A 20,474-nucleotide genomic window follows, 5' to 3' on the forward strand; every position below is an offset into this window, starting at 1 on the left:
AGACACGGGCACCGACAGTCGGATGGTGGTCGCGACGGAGGTGCACCTGACCCTGGCGCGGCTGTCCCGCCAGCTCCGCCGCGCACGTCGCCCCACCGAGCTCGCCGTCGGGGCGATCTCTGCGCTGGACGCACTGGTGCGCCTCGGGCCCACCCGCCTCGGTGACCTCGCCGCTCGCGAGCAGGTGGCCGCGCCGACCATGTCGCGGATCGTGGCGATGCTGGAGACCGAGGGCTACGTCGAGCGCAGCCCCGACCCGCAGGACGGCCGCGCCCGTCTCTTCGGGGCCACCGAGCAGGGGGAGCTGCTGATCACCGGGGTGGTCTCCGAGCGCACGCGGGCCCTGGCCGACCGCCTGGACCGGCTCTCCCCGAGCCAGCGGGACGGGCTGATCGAGGGCCTGCGGGCGCTGGAAAGCACCTTCTCCTGGGACGACCCTGCCGGGGCTAGTCGCTGAGGTAGCGGTAGCGGTGGTGCTCGGTGAAGCCCATCGACCGGTACAGGCCCAGCGCCGCCTCGTTGCCCTCCGCCACCTGCAGGTAGGCGCGCTGAGCGCCGCGCTCGTGGCCCCACCTCAGCAGGGCGGTGCACACCCGGCGGCCGAGCCCGGTGCGACGGTGCTCCGCCGCCACCTCGATGGCGTTGAGACCCAGCCACCTCGTGCCGTCCGGGGCGGTGGTGAGCGCGCCGCGCCCGATCGCGAGCGGGTGCTCGCCCCCGATCCTGGCGAAGCCCAGCTCGCCGTCGAGCACCGCGGAGACCACCTGCGCGGCGACGTCGGGCACCGGTTGTCCGCGGTAGTGGTAGCGCTGCAGCCAGGCCGCGTCAGGTGCGCTGGCGATCTGCACGTCTGGCGCTGCGGCTGCCCCGGGATCAAGGGGTGCGGTGAGCACCACGACAGGGTCGGCCGGCTGCCAGCCCAGCTCGGCGAAGCGCATCCGGTCGGGCACCTGGAAGCGCACCGGCAGGTCCCGCTCGGCGTACCAGGCACGCACCTGCTCCACGGCGTCGTCCACGCCGGGCGGGCCCACCACCAGCACCGTGTTGGCCCGGTTGCTGAAGCCCGCACCGGCGCGCAGCAACCACCGGCCCAGCCACTGCTGCTCCAGCCCGGGCCAGGCTCGCGCCGCGGCCTCCTCCAGGTTGGCGATGGCGCGGGCGCTCACCGGAGCGGGCGGAACGGCCTTCAGCGCCACCACCTGCTCGGGGGCCACGCTGGTCAGCTGGCCGTCGGCGGACTCCACCACCACCAGGGGGCCCAGCGACCGGAGGGTCCCCAGCCGGTCGGTCATCGGGTGGCTGCCGCCAGCAGGCAGCCGGTAGCGCAGCATCACCCGCTGGCCGAGCGAGGGCAGCGGCGGCACTAGTGGCCGAAGGGGTCGGGAACCTCGCCGGGCATCCAGCTCAGCCCCGGCACGCCCCACCCGTTGCGCTTCACCATCTTCTTGGCGGCCCGCTGGTTGCGACCGACGAGCACGTCCAGGTAGAGGAAGCCGTCCAGGTGGCCCACCTCGTGCTGCAGGCAGCGGGCGAAGAAGCCGTGGCCGGCGACGTCCACCGGCTTGCCGTCACCGTCGACCCCGGTGACGCGCGCCCAGTCGGCCCGCCCGGTGGGGTAGCCCTCGCCGGGCACCGAGAGACAGCCCTCGTCGGACTCGTCCGGGTCGGGCATGGTCTCGGGGATCTCCGAGGTCTCCAGCGTGGGGTTGACCACCACGCCGCGGCGCATCACCACGTGCTCGGGGTCGTCGGGGTCGACGTCCGGGCAGCCGTAGACGAAGAGGCGCTTGCCCACGCCCACCTGGTTGGCGGCGAGGCCCACGCCGTTGGCCGCGTCCATGGTGTCGAACATGTCCTGGATCAGGGTGTGCAGCTCGTCGTCGAAGTGCTCGACGGGTGCGGTGGGGGTGTGCAGGACAGGGTCACCGACGATGCGGATGGGCAGGATCGACACAAGCGCGGAGTCTAGTCGGGCGGCCCACCAGCACCTCCGCCGGCGACGACCACCACGGGCCGGCGGCGACCGCGGCCGGGCCCGTCCACCAGGCTGCGCACGACCTCGTCACCACCAGCGCCGATCCGCCGCCCTCTCGCCGCGGCGGGTGGCGTGTGGGACGTATTGCTCTGCGTCACAAGGAAATTGCGTTCTGTCACGAAAGGGCAGTGATCCTGGCTAGGCTGGCGAAATGCACAGCTCCGGAGTCCTGACGCCCCTGGAACGGGTCCTGGCCGACGGGCACCTGGCGCCGGTCTACCAACCCCTCGTCCGGCTGGACAGCTTCGAGCCGGTGGGCTTCGAGGCTCTCGCCCGCGGGCCGGTGGGCACCGAGCTGGCCAACCCCGCGGAGCTGTTCGGCGCCGCCCGGGCCGAGCAGCGCCTGGCCGAGCTGGACTCCGCCTGCATGGCGGCCGCGTGCGCCGGGGCCGCCGAGGCGGGGCTCACCGCCCCGTGGACGTTGTTCGTCAACGTGGAGCCCGAGGTCGCCGACGACGTGGTCCTGCCCACCGCGAGCGCCGCCGGCGACGACGCCCAGCCGGTTCGCATCGTGGTCGAGCTGACCGAGCGTGCCCTGGCCGCCGACCCCGCCGCCGTCCTGCGCCTGGTCGACCGCATCCGCGCCCGCGGGTGGGGCATCGCCCTGGACGACGTCGGCGCCAACACCGAGACCCTGGCCCTGCTGCCCCTGGTGCAGCCCGACGTCATCAAGCTCGACCTCAGCCTGATCCAGGGCAAGCCCACCGCCCGCATCGCCCGCGTCTTCAACGCCGTCGCCGCCGAGGCCGAGCGGTCCGGCGGCATCGTCCTCGCGGAGGGCATCGAGACCGAGACGCACCTGCGTGCCGCCCTGGCCCTGGGCGCCCAGCTGGGCCAGGGCTGGTACTTCGGCCGGCCCGGACCGCTGCCCGCCGAGCTGCCGGCCGCCCCGAGCGTGCCCGTGCACGTCCGCCGCCGGCCGGTGGTCGACCCCACCTCGCTCACCTCCTTCGAGCTGGCCGCCCTCGAGCGGCCGGTGCGCACCTCCACCAAGGACCTGCTGGTGGAGGTCTGCAAGCACCTCGAGCGCCAGGCCGCCGACGTCGGCGAGGCGTGCATCCTGCTGGCCGCCTTCCAGTCCGCCGACCGGTTCACCGAGCACACCAAGAAGCGCTACAGCCAGCTCGTCGACGGCGCGGCCTACATCGGGGTGCTCGGGGTGGACATGCCCGACCACGTCGTCCCCGGGGTCCGCGGGGTCGCCCTCGACCCCGACGACCCCCTCGCCCTGGAGTGGGACGTGGTCGTGGTGGGCCCGCACTTCGCCGGCGTGCTGGTGGCCCGGGACACCCCCGACGGCCGCGACGGGGCCGAGCACGTCCTGGAGTACGTGCTGTCCTACGACCGCGACCTGGCCATCACCATCGCCACCGGCCTGATGGCCCGCATGCAGCCCTAGCGGCGACGACGACGCAGGTCAGGCCCCGCAGCGGGGGCCGGTGGCCACAGCCCACCGCGCCGCCGCCACGGTGCGCCGCTACCGGGGCGGGCCCGGCTCCCGTGGTTGAATGACCGACGAAGAACACGCGTGTGATTCGGCTGGTGTCCGGCCTGGTCACCGCCCAGCATCGTCGTCAGCCGAGGAGTGACATGGACGTCGCAGCTTCGAGCCTGCCCACCGACGGGGACCAGGTCCCCATCGCCAAGGCACCCGACGCCGAGGTCCCTGCGGGACTGACCCGGCGCGAGCACGAGATCCTCAGCTTCGAGCGCCAGTGGTGGAAGTACGCCGGCGCCAAGGAAGACGCCATCAAGGAGCTCTTCGACATGTCCGCCACCCGCTACTACCAGGTGCTCAACGCCCTGGTGGACACGCCCGCCGCCCTCGCTGCCGACCCCATGCTGGTCAAGCGGCTGCGCCGGCTGCGCGCCAGCCGGCAGAAGGCCCGCGCGGCCCGTCGACTCGGGTTCACGGTCACGTGAGCGCCAACCCCAAGCCCCCGCACCCGCCGATGCGGGTCCTCGGGATGTTCCTGGTCATCCTGGCGGTGGCCCTGGTCGGCGTCGGCGTGCTGATCAGCGGTGGCTCGCAGGACAACGCCGCCGCCCCGGCCCCTGCCACGTCGGCGCCGGCGCTGACCACCTCGCCGGAGGCCACCACTCCCGCCCCGCCGAGCACCACCACGCCGGAGCCCGCGACCACCACACCGCCCCCGAGCACCACCCCCTTGGCCACGCCCGCCTCCAGCCAGGTGGGCGTGCAGGTGCTCAACAACACCACCACCCGTGGGCTCGCCGACCGGGCCGCCCAGCAGCTGCGCGGCGCGGGCTGGGACGTGGCCAAGGTGGGCAACTACCCGGGTGGGATCGTCCCCAGCACGGTGGTCTACTTCCGTCCCGGCACCGACGAGCAGGCTGCGGCGACCAGGCTGGCCGGCACCCTGGGTGCCAGCGCCCAGCCTCGGCCCTCCGGCTTCGCCACCTTCGGCGACGGGCTGATCGTGGTGCTCGCCTCCGACTACGACGGTTGAGCGCTACTCACCCCGTGCGTGGTCCTGATCACGGTGGGTGACGGTCACCGCGACCGCACCGACCGGGCATAGTGGTCCGCGTGAGAGTCCAGGCCATCGCCCCGCTCGGCGACATCACCACGTGGCTGCGCAGCAGCGGCCTGCTCATCGTGCTGTACGTGCTCGGTGCCATCCTGCTGGCCCGCTTCGTCAGCTGGGTCGGGCAGCGCATCACCGACCACATCGACGACACCTCCGGCAGCTCGGACGCGCTGGTCCGCTCGGAGCAGTCCAAGCACCGGCACGCCGTGGCCCAGGTGATCACCTGGATCGCCATCGTGCTGCTCTACTGCCTCACCGCCGTGCTCGTCCTGGACGCGCTGGGCATCCCCATCACCGGCCTGGTGGCTCCGGCGACCGTGCTCGGCGTGGCGCTGGGCTTCGGTGCCCAGCGCGTGGTGCAGGACCTGCTCGCCGGCTTCTTCATCATCGCCGAGCGCCAGTACGGCTTCGGTGACGTGGTGCGGATCTCCGCGGTCGGCTCGGTCACCGGGGTCACCGGCACCGTGGAGGACGTCTCCCTGCGCGTCACCCGGCTGCGCAGCGCCGACGGCGAGGTGGTGATCGTGCCCAACGGGCAGGTGGTGCAGGTGACCAACCTGTCCCGCGACTGGGCCCGTGCGGTGGTCGACGTGCCGCTGCCGCCGTCGGTGGACATCACCGTGGCCAACGAGGTCCTGCACCAGGTGGGGGCCGACATGTACCAGGACCCCGACTTCCAGCCCCTGCTGCTGGACGAGCCGAGCGTCATGGGGGTGGAGAGCTTCACCGTGGAGCAGACGACGGTGCGCATGGTGGCCCGCACCCTGCCGGGCCGGCAGTTCGAGGTCGGCCGCCAGCTGCGGGTGCGGGTGGCCGTGGCCCTGCGCCAGCACGGCATCAACGTCTCCGCCGCCGAGCTGGAGGCCCCCGCCGCCGCCGTCCGGGGGGAGACCGCAGATGCCTAGCCAGAGCCCGCGGCGCCTGCCGCCCTACCTGCTGCACGGCAAGGTGCGCACCTCCACGCTGCTGCTGTCGCTGCTGTTCCTGCTGGTGCTGGCGCTGTACCTGGTGGTCCGCCCCGACCCGGCCGCCACCCCCCAGGGTCCCAGTCGTGCGGTGCAGCCAGCCGGCCCCGCCACCACCTCCGAGGTGGTGCCGAGCACCACCACCCGGGCGCCGTCCACCACCACGGCACCGCCCGTCACCACGACGGCACCGGAGGAGACCACCACCGTGCCGCCGGCCACGACCACCACGGAGCGGCCCAGCACCACCACGGCACCGGGGACCGCCCCCACGAGCACGCAGCCGCGCTCCTCGGTGGCTCCCACCACCACGGCCGCGACCACCTCCGCGCCGTCGCCCACCGCGGCGACCGCCGAGGAGCCCTAGCTCAGCTCGGCTCGGCGCGGGTCGTCAGTGCCGGCCGGCGCCGGGTCGCCGGCCGGCGGGCACGCCACGCCGACGCGGCGGACGCAGCCCCAGGCGGCGGGTGGAGCGCGAGCGCCGGATGGCCGGACGGGGCGTGGGCGTGTCCACGATCCAGGCCTGCGGGTTGCAGGCCAGCCAGCGGAAGCGGTACATCGCGTAGGGGATGTGCGCGGCGTAGAGCACCAGCGCCACCACCATGAACAGGTACGGGAACAGCAGCAGACCGGCGAAGGCCAGGCCCACGGCCATCAGCAGGAAGCTGGCGTAGCGCAGCGGCACCCGTGCGGTCTTCAGCGACAGCGTGGGCACCCGGCTGATCACCAGCGCCGAGACCACCACCATCCAGATCAGCGACGCCGTGGTGCCGCACCACCAGCCCTCGCCCCACTGCTGCTGCAGCGCCACCGGCAGCAGCACCAGCAGCCCGCCGGCGGGGGAGGGCACGCCGGTGAAGAACTCCTTCTCGTACACCGGTGCCGTGGTGTCGTCGAGCAGCGTGTTGAACCGCGCAAGGCGCAGCACCACGCTCACCACGAACAGCAGCGAGACCACCCAGCCGCCGTTGGTGCCGTGCAGCACCGTCACGTAGAGGACCAGCGCCGGCGCCACCCCGAAGGAGACTGCGTCGGCCAGCGAGTCCAGCTCGGCGCCGATGCGGCTGGTGGCGTCCAGCAGGCGGGCGAGGCGACCGTCCAGGGCGTCCAGGACAGCGGCGGTGCCGACCAGGGCCAGCGCCGCACCCAGCTCCCCGTCGAGGGCGAACTTCAGCGAGCTCAGTCCCGCGCACAGGGCCAGCACCGTCACCACGCTGGGCAGCAGGCGCACGCCGTTGCGCCCACCGCGCTCGTCGGCGGTGGCCAGGGGCGCACCCGGGCTGTTCAGCGCCGTCCGGCGGGTGCTCACGGCAGCTCGGCCAGCACGGTCTCGGCGCCGATGGTGCGCTGGCCCACGTCCACCAGCACCCGGCTGCCCGGCGGCAGGTACACGTCCACCCGGGAGCCGAACCGGATCATCCCGTAGGTCTGCCCGCGGGTCACCTGCTCGTCGGCCACCACGTCGCAGACGATGCGGCGCGCGATCAGCCCGGCGATCTGCACCACGGCCAGGTCGTGCCCGTCCTCGGTGTGCAGCCACAGCGAGGAGCGCTCGTTGTGCTCGCTGGCGCCGGGCAGCTCGGCGGAGAGGAACCGCCCCGGCCGGTAGGCCACCGTGCGCACGGTGCCGGCCACCGGGATGCGCTGCACGTGCACGTCGAAGACCGACAGGAAGACGCTGACGCGGGGGACCGGCTCCTCGCCCCACACCTCGCTCATCCCCAGCTCGGCGGGGGGCAGCGCGGTGTCCACCAGCGCGATGGTGCCGTCCGCGGCGGCCACAACCAGGCCGGGCCGCTGCGGCGGGACGCGCGTGGGCTCGCGGAAGAACGCCGCGCAGGCCAGGGCGGCGACGGTGCCGGTGCGCCGCAGCAGCCGAGACCGTCGGCCCAGCACCGCCAGGGCGGCCGGGGCCAGCACGAACGGGCGACCCGCGGGGTGCAGCGGAGGGATGCTCTGGCGCGCCAGCTCCAGCAGGCCGTGCACGCTGGTGGTCGGCAGCTGCTCGCCGGGGTCGACGGGCTTCGGTCTGCGGGCCATCTGGGTGAGCATCTCCTCGAGGTCGGGGCGCCCGGTCGTGCCCCTCGAGCAGAGGAGCGAGCACAGCGATGGGCGGGTCACACGCTACGTGACCCGCCCATCGTCGCGGCGTCGCTGCTGCTCAGCGACGCGCAGTCGTGCTCAGCGCCGACCGGTCACCAGCTTGACCAGCCAGAGCAGGATGACCGCGCCGAACAGGGCGATGAAGAAGGTGAACCACCATCCGCCACCGTCGACGTCGACGCCGAAGATCTGCAGGATGAGGCCGCCGATGATGGCGCCGACGACGCCGACCACGACGTTCAGGATGATGCCCTGCTGGGCGTCGGTGCCCATGAACTTGCTGGCGATCCACCCCGCCAGGCCACCGATGATGATGTAGGCGATGACTCCGACGCTGGTCTGGCCGGCGCCGATGCCGGCGGCCAAGAGTTCCTCGGTCATGACGTTGCTCCTTGTTCGTGGTTGGTCGGACCGGTCGCGGTCCTGCGGACAACTGTGGACTTCCGGCGCCCGCTAGTCGATCAGCCAGGCATCGACCTCGGTGCCCTCCGCCAGGTGCACGGCGTCCTCGGGCAGGTCGAGCAGGCAGTTCGACGTCGCCATCCAGCGCAGGAAGTGCGACGCCGGCGGACCCATCGCGTGCACCGTCCCGGTGGCCCGGTCGAGCACGCCCCGGCGGAACTGGCGCCTGCCGGCGGGGGAGTCCAGCGGCTCGCTCAGCCGCGCCCGGACCACGTGCCGGCCGGGCGGCAGCCCCATGGCGGACCGGATGGCCGGCCGCAGGAACACCTCGAAGGACACCAGCGAGCTCACCGGGTTGCCGGGCAGGGTCACCACCGGAACCCCGTCGAGGCGGCCAGCGCCCTGCGGCATGCCCGGCTGCATGGCCACCTTCACGAACTCCACGCCCTGGCCGGTGAGCGCGTCCTTGACCACCTCGTAGGCGCCGGCGCTCACGCCCCCGGAGGTGATCACCAGGTCCACCTCGGCCAGCCGCGGCTGCAGCGCCGCGTGGAAGGCGGTGACGTCGTCGGCGACGAAGTGCAGCTGCTCGGCGTCGGCGCCGGCCGCGCGCACCGCGCTGGCCAGCATGATGCCGTTGGACTCGTGGATCTGGCCGTGCTGCAGCGGCTGCCCGGGCTCCACCAGCTCCGAACCGGTGGACAGCACCAGCACCCGCAGCGGTGGCACCACCGCGACGGTGGGCTCGCCGAGCGCGGCGACCAGGCCCAGCTGGGCCGAGCCGAGCACCACGCCCGCGGGCAGCGCCGTGTCGCCGGCGCGCACGTCCTCCCCGGCGGAGCGGACGTGCTTGCCCGGCGCCCGGCTCTCCCGGATGGTCACGGTGGTGGTGCCACCGTCGGTGGCCTCCACCTGCACCACCGCGTCGGCGCCCGCGGGAATCGGGGCGCCGGTCATGATGCGGTGAGCGGTGCCGGGGGCCAGCGGTGGGCCGTCCACCCGGCCGGCGGGCACGTCCTCGGCCACCGGCAGGACCACCGGGTGGTCGGCCCCTGCCCCGGCGACGTCCTCGGCGCGCACGGCGTAGCCGTCCATCGCGGAGTTGTCGAAGGCGGGCAGCGGCCGGGCCGCCACCAGGTCGGCGGCCAGCGCTCGGCCGGCCGCCTGCTCGAGCGGAACCTGCACCGGGGCGGGGCGGGTCAGCAGCCCGGCGACGACCTTCTGGTGTTCGGAGACGGTGCGCACGCCTGCCATCCTCCCCCTCCGCCCGGGTTGGGGCACTACGGGGCGTAACGGTGGATTGCGCAGTGCGCCACCGCAGGGGCGGGCACCGGGCTAGAGTCGGAGGCGTGCCCGGCCAAGAGACCACCGACCTCGTGGGTCGTCGCCTCGGGCACTACCGCGTGGACGGCGTGATCGGGCGGGGCGGGATGAGCACGATGTACCGCGCCACCGACGTCCGGCTGGGCCGCACCGTCGCGCTGAAGGTGATGGCCGAGGAGCTGGCCGGCGACGCGGAGTTCCGCGAGCGCTTCGTCGACGAGGCCCGCAACACCTCGGCGATCGACCACTCCCACATCGTCCCGCTGTACGACTTCGGCGACCTGGACGGCTCGCTGTTCCTGGCCATGCGCTACGTGGAGGGCCAGGACCTGGCCGCGGTGCTCGCCGGCGGTCCGCTGGCGCCGCGCCGCACGGTGAACCTGCTCAGCCAGGTGGCCGAGGCGCTGGACGTGCTGCACGCCCGCAAGCTGGTGCACCTGGACGTCAAGCCGGCCAACGTGCTGGTGACCAAGCGGGAGAGCGCGGGGCGCGAGCACGTCTACCTCGCCGACTTCGGTCTCACCCGCCGCGGCGCGGCCGGGCACCGCACCAGCAACGGCGACTTCCTCGGCTCACCCACCTACGCCGCGCCCGAGCACCTGCGCGGCGAGCACGTGGACGGCCGCACCGACGTGTACTCGCTGGCCTGCGTGCTGTTCGCCTGCCTCACCGGCAGCGCACCCTTCCGCGGGTCGGTGGACGAGGTGATCGCCGGGCACCTCTCCGGCGCGGTGCCCCCGGTCTCCGCCGAGGCGGTGCTGCCCCGCCAGCTCGACGAGGTGGTCTGGCGCGGGATGGCCGCCGAGCCGTCCGCGCGGCCGGACACCTGTGGCGAGCTGATGGTGCTGGCCCAGCAGGCGCTGGCGCACGTGGTGCAGCCGGAGTCCCCGCCCGCCCGTCGGGTGGTCGGTGCTGGGGCAGCTGCGCCGGCCCACCCGTCGGTCCCGCCGCGCGGCACGTCCGCGCCGCAGGGCGCCGCGCAGCCGCCGGCGCACATCAGCACGCTGCGGCTGCGCGACCCCTCGCCCACCCGCGCCGGCTCGCCGCTGGTGGCCGAGCCGGTCACGGAGAAGCGGTGGGTGATCCCCAGCCTGGTCGCCGTGGCGCTGGCCGGGCTGGTGCTGCTGGTGATCGGGCTCGTGGCTCTCGCCACCTGACCCCAGCCCGCCACCTGACCCCAGCCCGCCCCCTGACCGGCCCGCGCAACACCGCAAGTCGGTGTGGGCCACGTTGCAGTCGAGGGGCGAGAGTGCTAAACATGGGGCTGGCACTCGCGACACGTGAGTGCCAGGTCGGGACGGTGAGGCGTGGGCCCCGGTGAGCCCAGGTCGTCCGTCGCGGGCACCTCCTGGCCAGCAGCGTGTCACCCCCCAATCTGGAGGATCACTTCGCAATGGCCAAGATGATCGCGTTCGACGAAGAGGCCCGTCGCGGCCTCGAGCGGGGCATGAACGTCCTCGCTGACGCAGTAAAGGTGACGCTCGGCCCGAAGGGTCGCAACGTCGTGCTGGAGAAGAAGTGGGGCGCCCCCACCATCACCAACGACGGTGTCTCCATCGCCAAGGAGATCGAGCTCGAGGACCCCTGGGAGAAGATCGGGGCCGAGCTCGTCAAGGAGGTCGCCAAGAAGACTGACGACGTCGCCGGCGACGGCACCACCACCGCCACCGTCCTGGCCCAGGCCCTGGTTCGCGAGGGCCTGCGCAACGTCGCGGCCGGCGCCAACCCGATGGCCCTGAAGAAGGGCATCGAGAAGGCCGTCGAGGCCGTCACGGCCAAGCTCATGGAGACCGCCAAGGAGGTGGAGACCAAGGAGCAGATCGCTGCCACCGCGGGCATCTCCGCCGGCGACCCCGCCATCGGCGAGCTCATCGCCGAGGCGATGGACAAGGTCGGCAAGGAAGGTGTCATCACCGTCGAGGAGAGCAACACCTTCGGGCTCGAGCTCGAGCTCACCGAGGGCATGCGCTTCGACAAGGGCTACATCTCGCCCTACTTCGCCACCGACACCGAGCGGATGGAGTCGTCCCTGGACGACCCGTACATCCTTCTCATGAGCTCCAAGATCTCCACCGTCAAGGACCTGCTGCCGCTGCTGGAGAAGGTCATGCAGTCGGGCAAGTCCCTGGCGATCATCGCCGAGGACGTCGAGGGCGAGGCCCTGGCGACCCTGGTGGTCAACAAGATCCGTGGCACCTTCAAGTCGGTCGCCGTCAAGGCCCCCGGCTTCGGTGACCGTCGCAAGGCGATGCTGGCCGACATGGCCATCCTCACCGGCGGCGAGGTCATCAGCGAGGAGGTCGGCCTCAAGCTCGAGACCGCCGACATCTCCCTGCTGGGCCGCGCCCGCAAGGTCGTCGTCACCAAGGACGAGACCACCATCGTCGAGGGCGCTGGCGACCCGGACGCGATCGCCGGTCGGGTCAACCAGATTCGCGCCGAGATCGAGAACTCCGACTCCGACTACGACCGCGAGAAGCTGCAGGAGCGCCTGGCCAAGCTGGCCGGCGGTGTCGCGGTGATCAAGGCCGGTGCCGCCACCGAGGTTGAGCTCAAGGAGCGCAAGCACCGCATCGAGGACGCCGTGCGCAACGCCAAGGCGGCCGTCGAGGAGGGCATCGTCGCCGGTGGTGGCGTGGCCCTGGCCCAGGCCGGTACCGCGTTTGACTCCCTCAAGCTCGAGGGTGACGAGGCCACCGGTGCCAACATCGTGCGCGTCGCGCTCGAGGCCCCGCTCAAGCAGATCGCCGTCAACGCCGGCCTCGAGGGTGGCGTCGTCGCGGAGAAGGTCCGCAACCTGCAGACCGGTCACGGCCTGAACGCGGCCACCGGCGAGTACGTCGACATGCTGCAGGCCGGCATCAACGACCCGGTGAAGGTCACCCGCTCTGCCCTGCAGAACGCGGCCTCCATCGCGGCCCTGTTCCTCACCACCGAGGCTGTCGTCGCCGACAAGCCCGAGAAGGCCGGCGCTGCGCCGGCCGGTGGCGGAGACATGGGCATGGGCGGCATGGACTTCTGAGTCCTGCAGCTCTGGGTCCTGCCACTTGCTAGACCCCGCACCACAACCGCCAGGGGCGGTCCCGCACCACGCGGGACCGCCCCTGGCGGCGTGTGTGGACCCTGTCCTGGGCCGGCTGCCCTAGAGGACGTTCGGGTCCTCGGCCAGCGGCACGCCCAGCTGGTCGGCGGCGGCCTCGAGCACGTCCATCACGGCCTGGGTGTCGCGCAGCGGCATCACGTCGCTCTCGGTGCGGCCCTCCTGCAGGCAGCGGGTCACCTCGGCCAGCTCGTGGGCGTAGCCGGTGCCGCGCTGCGGCAGGGTGATGGTGGCCGGCTCGGCGTGGTTGCGGTGCAGCACGATCGTCTGCGGGTGGTGGAAGCGCGGCAGCACGTCGATCCAGCCCTTGGTGCCGTACACCCGGGCGTCGCCGGGCAGCGCGCAGCGCAGCGAGCACGCCAGGGCGGCGCTGCGGCCGTCGTCGTAGCCCAGCAGCAGCCCCGCCTCGGCGTCCACGCCGGTGGGAAAGAGCGAGCCCACCGCGCTGACCCGGTCCGGGTCGCCCAGCACCATCTGCGCGAACGACACCGGGTACACGCCCAGGTCCAGCAGCGACCCGCCACCCTGCGCCGGGTCGTAGAGCCGGTCGGTGGGGTCGTAGCGGCGCTGCACGCCCAGGTCGGCCGACACCGAGCGGACCTCACCGATGGCCCCGTCCTCGACCAGGTCGCGCAGCCGCACCACGGCCGGCTGGAAGCGCGTCCACATCGCCTCCATGGCGAACACCCCACGGCGGTGCGCCTCGGCGATCACCTCGGCCGTGCCCTCGGCGGTGGCGGTGAACGACTTCTCCACCAGCACCGCCTTGCCCGCCCGCAGGGCCCCGAGGGCCACCGCGTGGTGCTGCGGGTGCGGGGTGGCGATGTAGACCACGTCCACCTCGTCGTCGGCCAGCAGCTCGGCGTAGGAGCCGTGTGCGCGCTCCAGGTCGTGGCGCTCGGCGAAGGCCTGGGCCCGCTCCAGGGAGCGGGAGCCCACCGCCACCGGCCGCGCGCCGGGGACCAGGGCGAAGTCGTGCATGACGTTCTCCGCGATGCGGCCGGGGCCGACGACTCCCCACCGGATCTCGCGGGCTCTGGGGGGCGTCCGGGTCACAGGTTGCCGATGACGTCGACGACGCCGGCGTGGCCGTCCGCCAGGCGGTAGGTGATGCCGACGATGGCCACCTTGCCCTCCTCGACAGCCTTGTTGAGCACGGTGGAGCGCTCGGGCAGGCGGTGCATGGTCTGCAGCACGTGCTCGCCGACGATGTCGTCCACCTCGGTGAGGTCCTTGCGCTCGGCGGACATCACCGAGGGCACGATGCGCTCCACCAGGTCGCGGATGTAGCCCACCGGCATCTCGCCGGTGTTGTAGGAGTTCGACGCCGCGGTGACCGCGCCGCAGTTGTCGTGGCCGAGCACCACCAGCAGCGGGATGCCCAGCGGGGTGACGCCGTACTCCAGGGTGCCCAGCACCGACTCGTCGATGACGTGGCCGGCGGTGCGCACCACGAACATGTCACCCAGGCCGACGTCGAAGATGATCTCCGCGGCCAGGCGGGAGTCGCTGCAGCCGAAGACCATGGCGAAGGGAGCCTGGTTGTGGGCGAGGGACTCCCGGCGGGTGGCGTCCTGGTGCGGGTGCGAGGGCGCTCCGTCGACGAAGCGCTTGTTGCCGGCGAGCAGCGCCGCCCAGGCCTCTGCGGGGGTGCTCGGGCGGCCAGTGGTGGGCGGCTCCGTGGCCGGGGTGGTGGAGGTGGGGTTGGCGGCGGTGGCGTCCGAGGAAGTCATGGAGCAGAGGTTACGACCTCGGTCAGCAGGGCGGCCGAGCCGAGACCCCGCAACAGCTCGGCCAGGTGGTGCTCGTCCAGTCCCTTGCCTGCGTACGGCGTGGAGTTGAGCAGCCCGAACACCGCCTGCACCCGGGCGCGGGCCACCGGCACGTCCAGCTGGGGCAGCACCAGCACCAGCTGGCCCACCCACACCTCGGTGTAGGCGCGCTGCAGCCGGCGCACCCGGGCGCGGTCGCCGTCGGAGGTCGACGCCAGGTCGCGATCCTGCACCCGGATGAGGTCGGGCTCGGTGAGCGCGAAGTCCACGTGCCCGGCGATGAGCGCGGCGATGGCGGCCGCGGGCGTGGCTGCGGCCTCGACCCGCCGGCGGCCGTTGTCCAGCAGGCGCTCGCTGACGCTGACCAGCATCGCGCCGAGCACCGCCTGCTTGCTGGCGAAGTGCCGGTAGACGGCCGGACCGCTGACCCCTGCGGCAGCGCCGAGGTCGTTGATGCTCACCCCGTGGAAGCCGCGCTCGGCCATCAGCCCGGCGGCCACCTGCAGCAGCTGGTCGCGGCGGGGGGTGCTCATGAGCGGCATCGTAGTCCACCGGTGTTAGCGGACGTTAACATCGGGCTGTTAACGTCTGCTAACGTGTGGTCTGTGACACACCCGGCCCCGGTCCTGTCCACCCGCGCTGACCCCACCAGCCCCCAGGGGCAGGCCAACGCGGCGGCCATGGCGGCGCAGGTGGCCGACCTGCGGGCCCGGGTCGCCGCCGCGGCGCTGGGCGGCTCGGAGCGCTCCCGGCAGCGCCACGTGGCGCGCGGCAAGCTGCTCCCGCGCCAGCGGGTGGACACCCTGCTCGACCGGGGCAGCCCGTTCCTGGAGCTCTCCGCCCTGGCCGCGCACGGCATGTACGACGACGCGGCGCCCGGCGCCGGGATCATCACCGGCGTCGGCCGGGTGAGCGGGCGCGAGTGCGTGGTGGTGGCCAACGACGCCACCGTCAAGGGCGGCACCTACTACCCGATGACGGTGAAGAAGCACCTGCGCGCCCAGGAGGTGGCGCTGCACAACAACCTGCCGTGCCTGTACCTGGTGGACTCCGGCGGCGCCTTCCTGCCCCACCAGGACGAGGTGTTCCCCGACCGCGAGCACTTCGGGCGGATCTTCTTCAACCAGGCCACCATGAGCGCCCGCGGCATCGCCCAGGTGGCCGCGGTGCTCGGCTCGTGCACCGCCGGCGGCGCCTACGTGCCGGCGATGAGCGACGAGGCGGTGATCGTCCGCGACCAGGGCACCATCTTCCTGGCCGGACCACCTCTGGTGAAGGCGGCCACCGGCGAGGTGGTCACCGCGGAGGACCTCGGCGGCGGGGCGCTGCACGCCCGGGTCTCCGGCGTGGTGGACCACCTGGCCGACGACGACACCCACGCCCTGCAGGTGGTCCGCTCCATCGTGGCCACCCTCGGCCCGCGCGAGCCGGTGCCGTGGGACGTGCGCGAGCCCGAGCCTCCGCGGCACGACCCCGCGGAGATCCCCGCGGTGGTCCCCGCCGACGCCCGCACCCCCTACGACGTGCGCGAGGTGATCGCCCGCGTGGTGGACGGCAGCCGGTTCCACGAGTTCAAGGCGGACTACGGGACCACCCTGGTCACCGGCTTCGCGCACGTGCACGGCCACCCGGTGGGCGTGGTGGCCAACAACGGCGTGCTCTTCAGCGAGTCTGCCCTCAAGGGCGCGCACTTCGTCGAGCTCTGCGACCAGCGCAAGATCCCGCTGGTGTTCCTGCAGAACATCACCGGCTTCATGGTGGGGCGGGAGTACGAGGCGGGCGGCATCGCCAAGCACGGCGCCAAGATGGTCACCGCGGTGGCGTGTGCCCGGGTCCCCAAGCTCACCGTGGTGATCGGCGGGTCGTTCGGCGCCGGCAACTACTCGATGTGCGGGCGGGCGTACTCGCCGCGCTTCCTGTGGATGTGGCCCAACGCCCGCATCTCGGTGATGGGCGGCGACCAGGCCGCGGCGGTGCTGGCCACGGTGCGCGGCGAGCCCGACGCCGCCGCCGACGCCGCGGTGCGCGCGCAGTACGAGCACCAGGGCCACCCCTACTACTCCACCGCACGGCTGTGGGACGACGGCGTCATCGATCCCGCCGACACCCGCACCGTGCTCGGCCTCGCCCTGGGAGCCGCGGCCAACGCCCCGCTGGAGCCCGTCCGCAACGGCGTCTTCCGGATGTGAGCGCCATGTTCAGCACCGTCCTGGTGGCCAACCGCGGGGAGATCGCCGTCCGTATCATCCGCACCCTGCGCGAGCTCGGCATCGTCTCGGTGGCGGTGTACTCCGACGCCGACGCGGGAGCCCGGCACGTGCTCGAGGCGGACGTCGCCGTCCGGCTCGGGCCCGCCCCCGCGCACCAGAGCTACCTCGACGGCGACCGCGTGCTGGCGGCCGCGCGCGCCACCGGGGCGCAGGCCATCCACCCCGGCTACGGCTTCCTGGCCGAGAACGCCGCCTTCGCCCAGGCGTGCGCGGACGCCGGCGTCGTGTTCATCGGCCCACCCCCGTCGGCCATCGAGGTGATGGGCGACAAGATCCGCGCCAAGCGCGCCGTCAGCGCCGCCGGGGTGCCCGTGGTGCCCGGCCGCAACCAGCCGGGCATGAGCGACGCCGACCTGCTCGCCGCCGCCGAGGAGGTGGGCTACCCGGTCCTGGTGAAGCCCTCCGCCGGCGGGGGCGGCAAGGGCATGCGCCTGGTGCACGCCGCCGCCGCCCTGCCTGAGGCGCTGGTCAGCGCCCGCCGAGAGGCCGCCGCCAGCTTCGGGGACGACACGCTGTTCCTGGAGCGCTTCGTGACGGCGCCGCGGCACGTGGAGGTGCAGGTGCTGGCCGACATCCACGGCGGGGTCATCCACCTGGGCGAGCGGGAGTGCAGCCTGCAGCGGCGGCACCAGAAGATCGTCGAGGAGGCGCCGTCGCCGCTGCTGGACGCCGCCACCCGGGCCCGCATCGGGGAGGCGGCCTGCGAGACGGCGCGGGCCTGCGGCTACACCGGGGCGGGCACGGTGGAGTTCATCGTCAGCGCCGAGGCGCCCGAGACGTTCTTCTTCCTGGAGATGAACACCCGACTGCAGGTGGAGCACCCCGTCACCGAGCTGGTCACCGGCATCGACCTGGTGGCTCAGCAGCTGGCCGTGGCCGCGGGGGAGAAGCTGGCCCTGAGCCAGGACGACGTGGTGCTCACCGGGCACGCCGTGGAGGCCCGCGTCTACGCCGAGGACCCCGCCCGGGACTTCCTCCCCACCGGCGGCACCGTGCTGCTGCTGCGCGAGCCGACCGGCGCTGGTGTCCGGGTGGACTCCGGGCTGCGCGTGGGGACGGTGGTGGGCAGCACCTACGACCCCATGCTGGCCAAGGTGGTGGCCCACGGCCCGGACCGGGCCACCGCGCTGGCCCGGCTGGGCGCTGCGCTGGGGCGCACCACGGTGCTGGGGGTGCCCACCAACCTCGGCTTCCTCCGGGAGCTGCTGGCCCACCCGGACGTGCGGGCCGGACGGCTGGACACCGGGCTGGTGGAGCGGGAGCTGGCCACCCTGGTGCACGAGGAGGTCCCCGCGGCGGTGCCCATCGGGTTCGCCCTGCACGCGCTGGCCCAGCCGCCACCGCCCGACCCGTGGGCGGCGCGCACGGGGTGGCGGATCGGGGCGCCCGCACCGCTGGTGTGGCAGACCACGGCGGGGGAGGTGTCGCTGCTCGGCGACCAGGCGCGGGTGGACGGCGGCGAGGCGGTGACCGCTGCGGCGGTGCTCGACGGCGACGAGCTGGTGCTCACCCTGGACGGGCGCACCGAGCGCTGGCTGTGCGCCCGCGACGGTGCCACGCTGTGGCTGGGCCGCGGCGGGTCGGCGTGGCCGGTGGCCGAGCTGGCCGTCGACCGGGTCCGCGCCGCCGCAGCCGGGGACGCCGAGCTGCGCAGCCCCATGCCCGGCGCGGTGATCGCGGTGCACGTGGCGCAGGGGGAGCAGGTGGCGGCCGGGGCGGCGCTGCTGGTGGTGGAGGCGATGAAGATGGAGCACACGATCCGCGCCCCGCACGGAGGCACGGTCACCACCCTGGCGGTGCGGGCCGGCCAGCAGGTGGCCGTGGAGGAGCACCTGGCCACGGTGGAGGGGGACCCGGATGCCTGAGCAGGCAACGGCCCCGCTGGCCGGGCTGCCGGGGCGGGTGAGCATCTACGAGGTGGGTGCCCGCGACGGGCTGCAGAACGAGAGCGCCCTGGTGCCGGTGGCGGTGAAGGCCGACTTCGTGCGCCGGCTGCTCGCCGCCGGGCTGACCGCGGTGGAGACCACCAGCCTGGTGCGCCCGGAGTGGGTGCCGCAGCTGGCCGACGCCGAGGAGCTGCTGGCCGAGCTCGGTCCCACCCCGGCGGGGCTGCGGATGCCGGTGCTGGTGCCCAACCGCCGCGGGCTGGACCGGGCGCTGGCTGCCGGGGTGCGCGAGATCGCCGTGTTCGCCTCGGCCACCGAGACCTTCGCGCGCAAGAACCTCAACCGGGGGCTGGCGGAGTCCCTGGACGTGTTCGAGCCGGTGGTCACCGCGGCGCGCGCGGCCGGCCTGGCCGTGCGCGGCTACGTGTCCATGTGCTTCGGCGACCCCTGGGAGGGCGCCGTCGACCCGGTGCAGGTGGCCCGGGTGGTGCACGCGCTGTGGGACATGGGGGCGCAGGAGATCTCCCTGGGCGACACCATCGGCGTGGCCACCCCGGGGCAGGTGGTGGCGGTGCTGGAGGAGCTGCCGGTGCCCCGCGAGGCCGTCGCCGTGCACTTCCACGACACCTACGGCCAGGCGCTGGCCAACACCCTGGTGGCGCTGCAGCACGGGGTGACCACTGTGGACTCCAGCGCGGGCGGTCTGGGTGGCTGCCCGTACGCCAAGTCCGCCACCGGCAACCTCGCCACCGAGGACCTGGTGTGGCAGCTGCACGGGCTGGGCATCGAGACCGGCGTCGACCTGGCGGCGCTGGTGGCCACCAGCACCTGGATGGCCGCCCAGCTGGGCCGCCCCAGCCCGTCCCGGGTGGTCACCGCGCTCGCCGGCTCCGCCACCGCCGAGGAGGCCTAGATGCTCGACACCCAGCTCACCGACGAGCAGCAGCAGCTGCGCAAGACCGTGGCGGCCTTCGCCCGCGAGGTGGTGGCCCCGGTGTCAGCCCGGCACGACGCCGAGCACAGCTTCCCCTACGAGGTGGTGGCCCAGATGGGGGAGATGGGCCTGTTCGGGCTGCCCTTCCCCGAGTCCTGCGGCGGCGTGGGCGGGGACTACTTCACGCTCTGCCTGGCGCTGGAGGAGCTGGGCCGGGTGGACCAGAGCGTGGCCATCACCCTGGAGGCGGGCTGCTCGCTGGGTGCCATGCCGATCTTCCGCTTCGGCACCGAGGAGCAGAAGCAGCAGTGGCTGCCGCAGCTGTGCGCCGGGCAGGCCCTCGGCGCCTTCGGGCTCACCGAGCCGGGTGCGGGCAGCGACGCCGGCGGCACCCGCACCACCGCCCGGCTGGACAGCGGCCAGTGGGTGATCAACGGCAGCAAGGCCTTCATCACCAACTCCGGCACCGCCATCACCCGAGTGGTCACCGTCACCGCGGTGACCGGCGAGCGTGCGGGTGGGGGCAAGGAGATCAGCACGATCCTGGTGCCGGTGCCCACCGCCGGCTTCACCGCGGAGAAGGCCTACGACAAGGTGGGCTGGAACGCCTCCGACACCCACCCGTTGACGCTGGACGACGTGCGGGTGCCCGAGGAGAACCTGCTGGGCGAGCGCGGCCGTGGCTACGCCAACTTCCTGCGGATCCTGGACGAGGGGCGCATCGCCATCGCCGCGCTGGCGGTGGGCGCCGCGCAGGGCTGCGTGGACGAGAGCGGGCGCCACGCCCGGGAGCGGGAGGCCTTCGGCCGGCCGATCGCGGCCAACCAGGCCATCGCCTTCAAGATCGCCCGGATGGAGGCCCGCGCGCACGCCGCCCGCACCGCCTACTACGACGCCGCCGCCCGGATGCTGGCCGGGCGGCCGTTCAAGAAGGAGGCGGCCGTCGCCAAGCTGGTGGCCGGCGAGGCGGCGATGGACAACGCCCGCGACGCCACCCAGGTGCACGGCGGGTACGGCTTCATGAACGACTACCTCGTCGCCCGGCACTACCGCGACTCCAAGATCCTGGAGATCGGCGAGGGCACCACCGAGGTGCAGCTGATGCTCATCGCCCGCGAGCTCGGGCTCTAGA

General features: G+C 73.4%; 21 protein-coding genes. 12 read left to right on the forward strand and 9 right to left on the reverse strand.

Features of this window, described 5'->3' with window-relative positions:
- Positions 1 to 22 precede the first annotated feature (22 nt).
- Positions 23 to 457 (forward strand): MarR family winged helix-turn-helix transcriptional regulator, encoded by a 435-nt coding sequence (locus AC3YO9_RS13425; protein ID WP_127781946.1) that lies wholly within the window; start codon positions 23 to 25, stop codon positions 455 to 457.
- Here AC3YO9_RS13425 and AC3YO9_RS13430 read toward each other — a convergent pair.
- Both AC3YO9_RS13430 and AC3YO9_RS13435 read right to left on the reverse strand, forming a co-directional pair.
- The gene (locus AC3YO9_RS13430) at positions 447 to 1,364 is read right to left on the reverse strand and encodes an N-acetylglutamate synthase, CG3035 family (RefSeq protein ID WP_489983522.1); all 918 of its coding nucleotides are present in this window, start codon (positions 1,362 to 1,364) and stop codon (positions 447 to 449) included. The two genes, AC3YO9_RS13425 and AC3YO9_RS13430, sit on opposite strands and share 11 nt — an antisense overlap.
- Positions 1,364 to 1,954 (reverse strand): peptide deformylase, encoded by a 591-nt coding sequence (locus AC3YO9_RS13435; protein WP_489983523.1) that lies wholly within the window; start codon positions 1,952 to 1,954, stop codon positions 1,364 to 1,366. Before AC3YO9_RS13435 ends, AC3YO9_RS13430 begins: the two co-directional genes overlap by 1 nt.
- Positions 1,955 to 2,186: 232 nt before the next feature.
- Between AC3YO9_RS13435 and AC3YO9_RS13440 the strand changes: the two genes are divergently transcribed.
- The 5 genes from AC3YO9_RS13440 (at position 2,187) to AC3YO9_RS13460 (ending at position 5,919) form a co-directional block, all read left to right on the forward strand.
- Positions 2,187 to 3,434 (forward strand): sensor domain-containing phosphodiesterase, encoded by a 1,248-nt coding sequence (locus AC3YO9_RS13440; protein WP_489983524.1) that lies wholly within the window; start codon positions 2,187 to 2,189, stop codon positions 3,432 to 3,434.
- A gap of 191 nt (positions 3,435 to 3,625) precedes the next feature.
- Positions 3,626 to 3,958 carry a nucleoid-associated protein NapA gene (napA, locus tag AC3YO9_RS13445; RefSeq protein ID WP_489983525.1) on the forward strand — a complete coding sequence of 111 codons (333 nt, stop codon included), beginning with the start codon at positions 3,626 to 3,628 and terminating at the stop codon, positions 3,956 to 3,958.
- Positions 3,955 to 4,506 carry a LytR C-terminal domain-containing protein gene (locus AC3YO9_RS13450; protein WP_127781949.1) on the forward strand — a complete coding sequence of 184 codons (552 nt, stop codon included), beginning with the start codon at positions 3,955 to 3,957 and terminating at the stop codon, positions 4,504 to 4,506. The genes napA and AC3YO9_RS13450 overlap by 4 nt, the downstream gene beginning before the upstream one ends.
- Positions 4,507 to 4,586: 80 nt before the next feature.
- Positions 4,587 to 5,492 carry a mechanosensitive ion channel family protein gene (locus tag AC3YO9_RS13455; protein WP_206518075.1) on the forward strand — a complete coding sequence of 302 codons (906 nt, stop codon included), beginning with the start codon at positions 4,587 to 4,589 and terminating at the stop codon, positions 5,490 to 5,492.
- Positions 5,485 to 5,919: an Rv3103c transmembrane domain-containing protein gene (locus tag AC3YO9_RS13460; RefSeq protein ID WP_489983526.1), complete on the forward strand. Its 435-nt coding sequence runs from the start codon at positions 5,485 to 5,487 to the stop codon at positions 5,917 to 5,919. Before AC3YO9_RS13455 ends, AC3YO9_RS13460 begins: the two co-directional genes overlap by 8 nt.
- Before the next feature lie 24 nt (positions 5,920 to 5,943).
- Here AC3YO9_RS13460 and pssA read toward each other — a convergent pair whose 3' ends face one another.
- The 4 genes from pssA to moeA form a co-directional block, all read right to left on the reverse strand.
- The gene (gene pssA / locus AC3YO9_RS13465; RefSeq protein WP_489984055.1) at positions 5,944 to 6,819 is read right to left on the reverse strand and encodes a CDP-diacylglycerol--serine O-phosphatidyltransferase; all 876 of its coding nucleotides are present in this window, start codon (positions 6,817 to 6,819) and stop codon (positions 5,944 to 5,946) included.
- Positions 6,820 to 6,857: 38 nt separating this feature from the next.
- Positions 6,858 to 7,592: a phosphatidylserine decarboxylase gene (locus AC3YO9_RS13470; protein ID WP_127781951.1), complete on the reverse strand. Its 735-nt coding sequence runs from the start codon at positions 7,590 to 7,592 to the stop codon at positions 6,858 to 6,860.
- A gap of 141 nt (positions 7,593 to 7,733) precedes the next feature.
- Complete coding sequence (locus AC3YO9_RS13475) at positions 7,734 to 8,036, reverse strand: GlsB/YeaQ/YmgE family stress response membrane protein (RefSeq protein WP_127781952.1); 303 nt, start codon at positions 8,034 to 8,036, stop codon at positions 7,734 to 7,736.
- Positions 8,037 to 8,108: 72 nt separating this feature from the next.
- Positions 8,109 to 9,302 carry a molybdopterin molybdotransferase MoeA gene (gene moeA, locus AC3YO9_RS13480; protein WP_489983527.1) on the reverse strand — a complete coding sequence of 398 codons (1,194 nt, stop codon included), beginning with the start codon at positions 9,300 to 9,302 and terminating at the stop codon, positions 8,109 to 8,111.
- A gap of 104 nt (positions 9,303 to 9,406) precedes the next feature.
- On the opposite strand from moeA, the gene AC3YO9_RS13485 reads away from it, so the two are divergent.
- Complete coding sequence (locus tag AC3YO9_RS13485) at positions 9,407 to 10,537, forward strand: serine/threonine-protein kinase (RefSeq protein WP_206518076.1); 1,131 nt, start codon at positions 9,407 to 9,409, stop codon at positions 10,535 to 10,537.
- Positions 10,538 to 10,773: 236 nt separating this feature from the next.
- The gene (gene groL, locus AC3YO9_RS13490) at positions 10,774 to 12,402 is read left to right on the forward strand and encodes a chaperonin GroEL (RefSeq protein WP_127781954.1); all 1,629 of its coding nucleotides are present in this window, start codon (positions 10,774 to 10,776) and stop codon (positions 12,400 to 12,402) included.
- Positions 12,403 to 12,522: 120 nt separating this feature from the next.
- Here the strand turns inward: groL and AC3YO9_RS13495 are convergent, their stop codons facing one another.
- From AC3YO9_RS13495 to AC3YO9_RS13505, 3 genes are read right to left on the reverse strand one after another with little or no spacing between them, the layout of a single operon-like run.
- Positions 12,523 to 13,536, reverse strand: a complete 1,014-nt coding sequence (locus tag AC3YO9_RS13495) for a Gfo/Idh/MocA family protein (protein WP_489983528.1) — start codon at positions 13,534 to 13,536, stop codon at positions 12,523 to 12,525.
- The gene (locus AC3YO9_RS13500) at positions 13,533 to 14,213 is read right to left on the reverse strand and encodes a carbonic anhydrase (protein WP_127781956.1); all 681 of its coding nucleotides are present in this window, start codon (positions 14,211 to 14,213) and stop codon (positions 13,533 to 13,535) included. The genes AC3YO9_RS13495 and AC3YO9_RS13500 overlap by 4 nt, the downstream gene beginning before the upstream one ends.
- Positions 14,210 to 14,785 (reverse strand): TetR/AcrR family transcriptional regulator, encoded by a 576-nt coding sequence (locus tag AC3YO9_RS13505; protein ID WP_489983529.1) that lies wholly within the window; start codon positions 14,783 to 14,785, stop codon positions 14,210 to 14,212. The genes AC3YO9_RS13500 and AC3YO9_RS13505 overlap by 4 nt, the downstream gene beginning before the upstream one ends.
- A gap of 147 nt (positions 14,786 to 14,932) precedes the next feature.
- Here AC3YO9_RS13505 and AC3YO9_RS13510 point away from each other — a divergent pair, with 147 nt between their 5' ends.
- The 4 genes from AC3YO9_RS13510 to AC3YO9_RS13525 are packed head-to-tail and all read left to right on the forward strand — an operon-like array spanning position 14,933 to position 20,473.
- On the forward strand, positions 14,933 to 16,441 hold the full coding sequence (locus tag AC3YO9_RS13510) for a carboxyl transferase domain-containing protein (RefSeq protein WP_489984056.1): 1,509 nt from the start codon (positions 14,933 to 14,935) through the stop codon (positions 16,439 to 16,441).
- Between the two features lie 5 nt (positions 16,442 to 16,446).
- Positions 16,447 to 18,387 carry an acetyl/propionyl/methylcrotonyl-CoA carboxylase subunit alpha gene (locus AC3YO9_RS13515; protein ID WP_489983530.1) on the forward strand — a complete coding sequence of 647 codons (1,941 nt, stop codon included), beginning with the start codon at positions 16,447 to 16,449 and terminating at the stop codon, positions 18,385 to 18,387.
- Complete coding sequence (locus AC3YO9_RS13520) at positions 18,380 to 19,321, forward strand: hydroxymethylglutaryl-CoA lyase (RefSeq protein WP_489983531.1); 942 nt, start codon at positions 18,380 to 18,382, stop codon at positions 19,319 to 19,321. Before AC3YO9_RS13515 ends, AC3YO9_RS13520 begins: the two co-directional genes overlap by 8 nt.
- The gene (locus AC3YO9_RS13525; RefSeq protein WP_489983532.1) at positions 19,322 to 20,473 is read left to right on the forward strand and encodes an acyl-CoA dehydrogenase family protein; all 1,152 of its coding nucleotides are present in this window, start codon (positions 19,322 to 19,324) and stop codon (positions 20,471 to 20,473) included. It abuts the gene before it with no gap.
- Position 20,474 lies beyond the last annotated feature (1 nt).

The organism is Rhodococcus sp. Z6_132 (assembly GCF_058133635.1).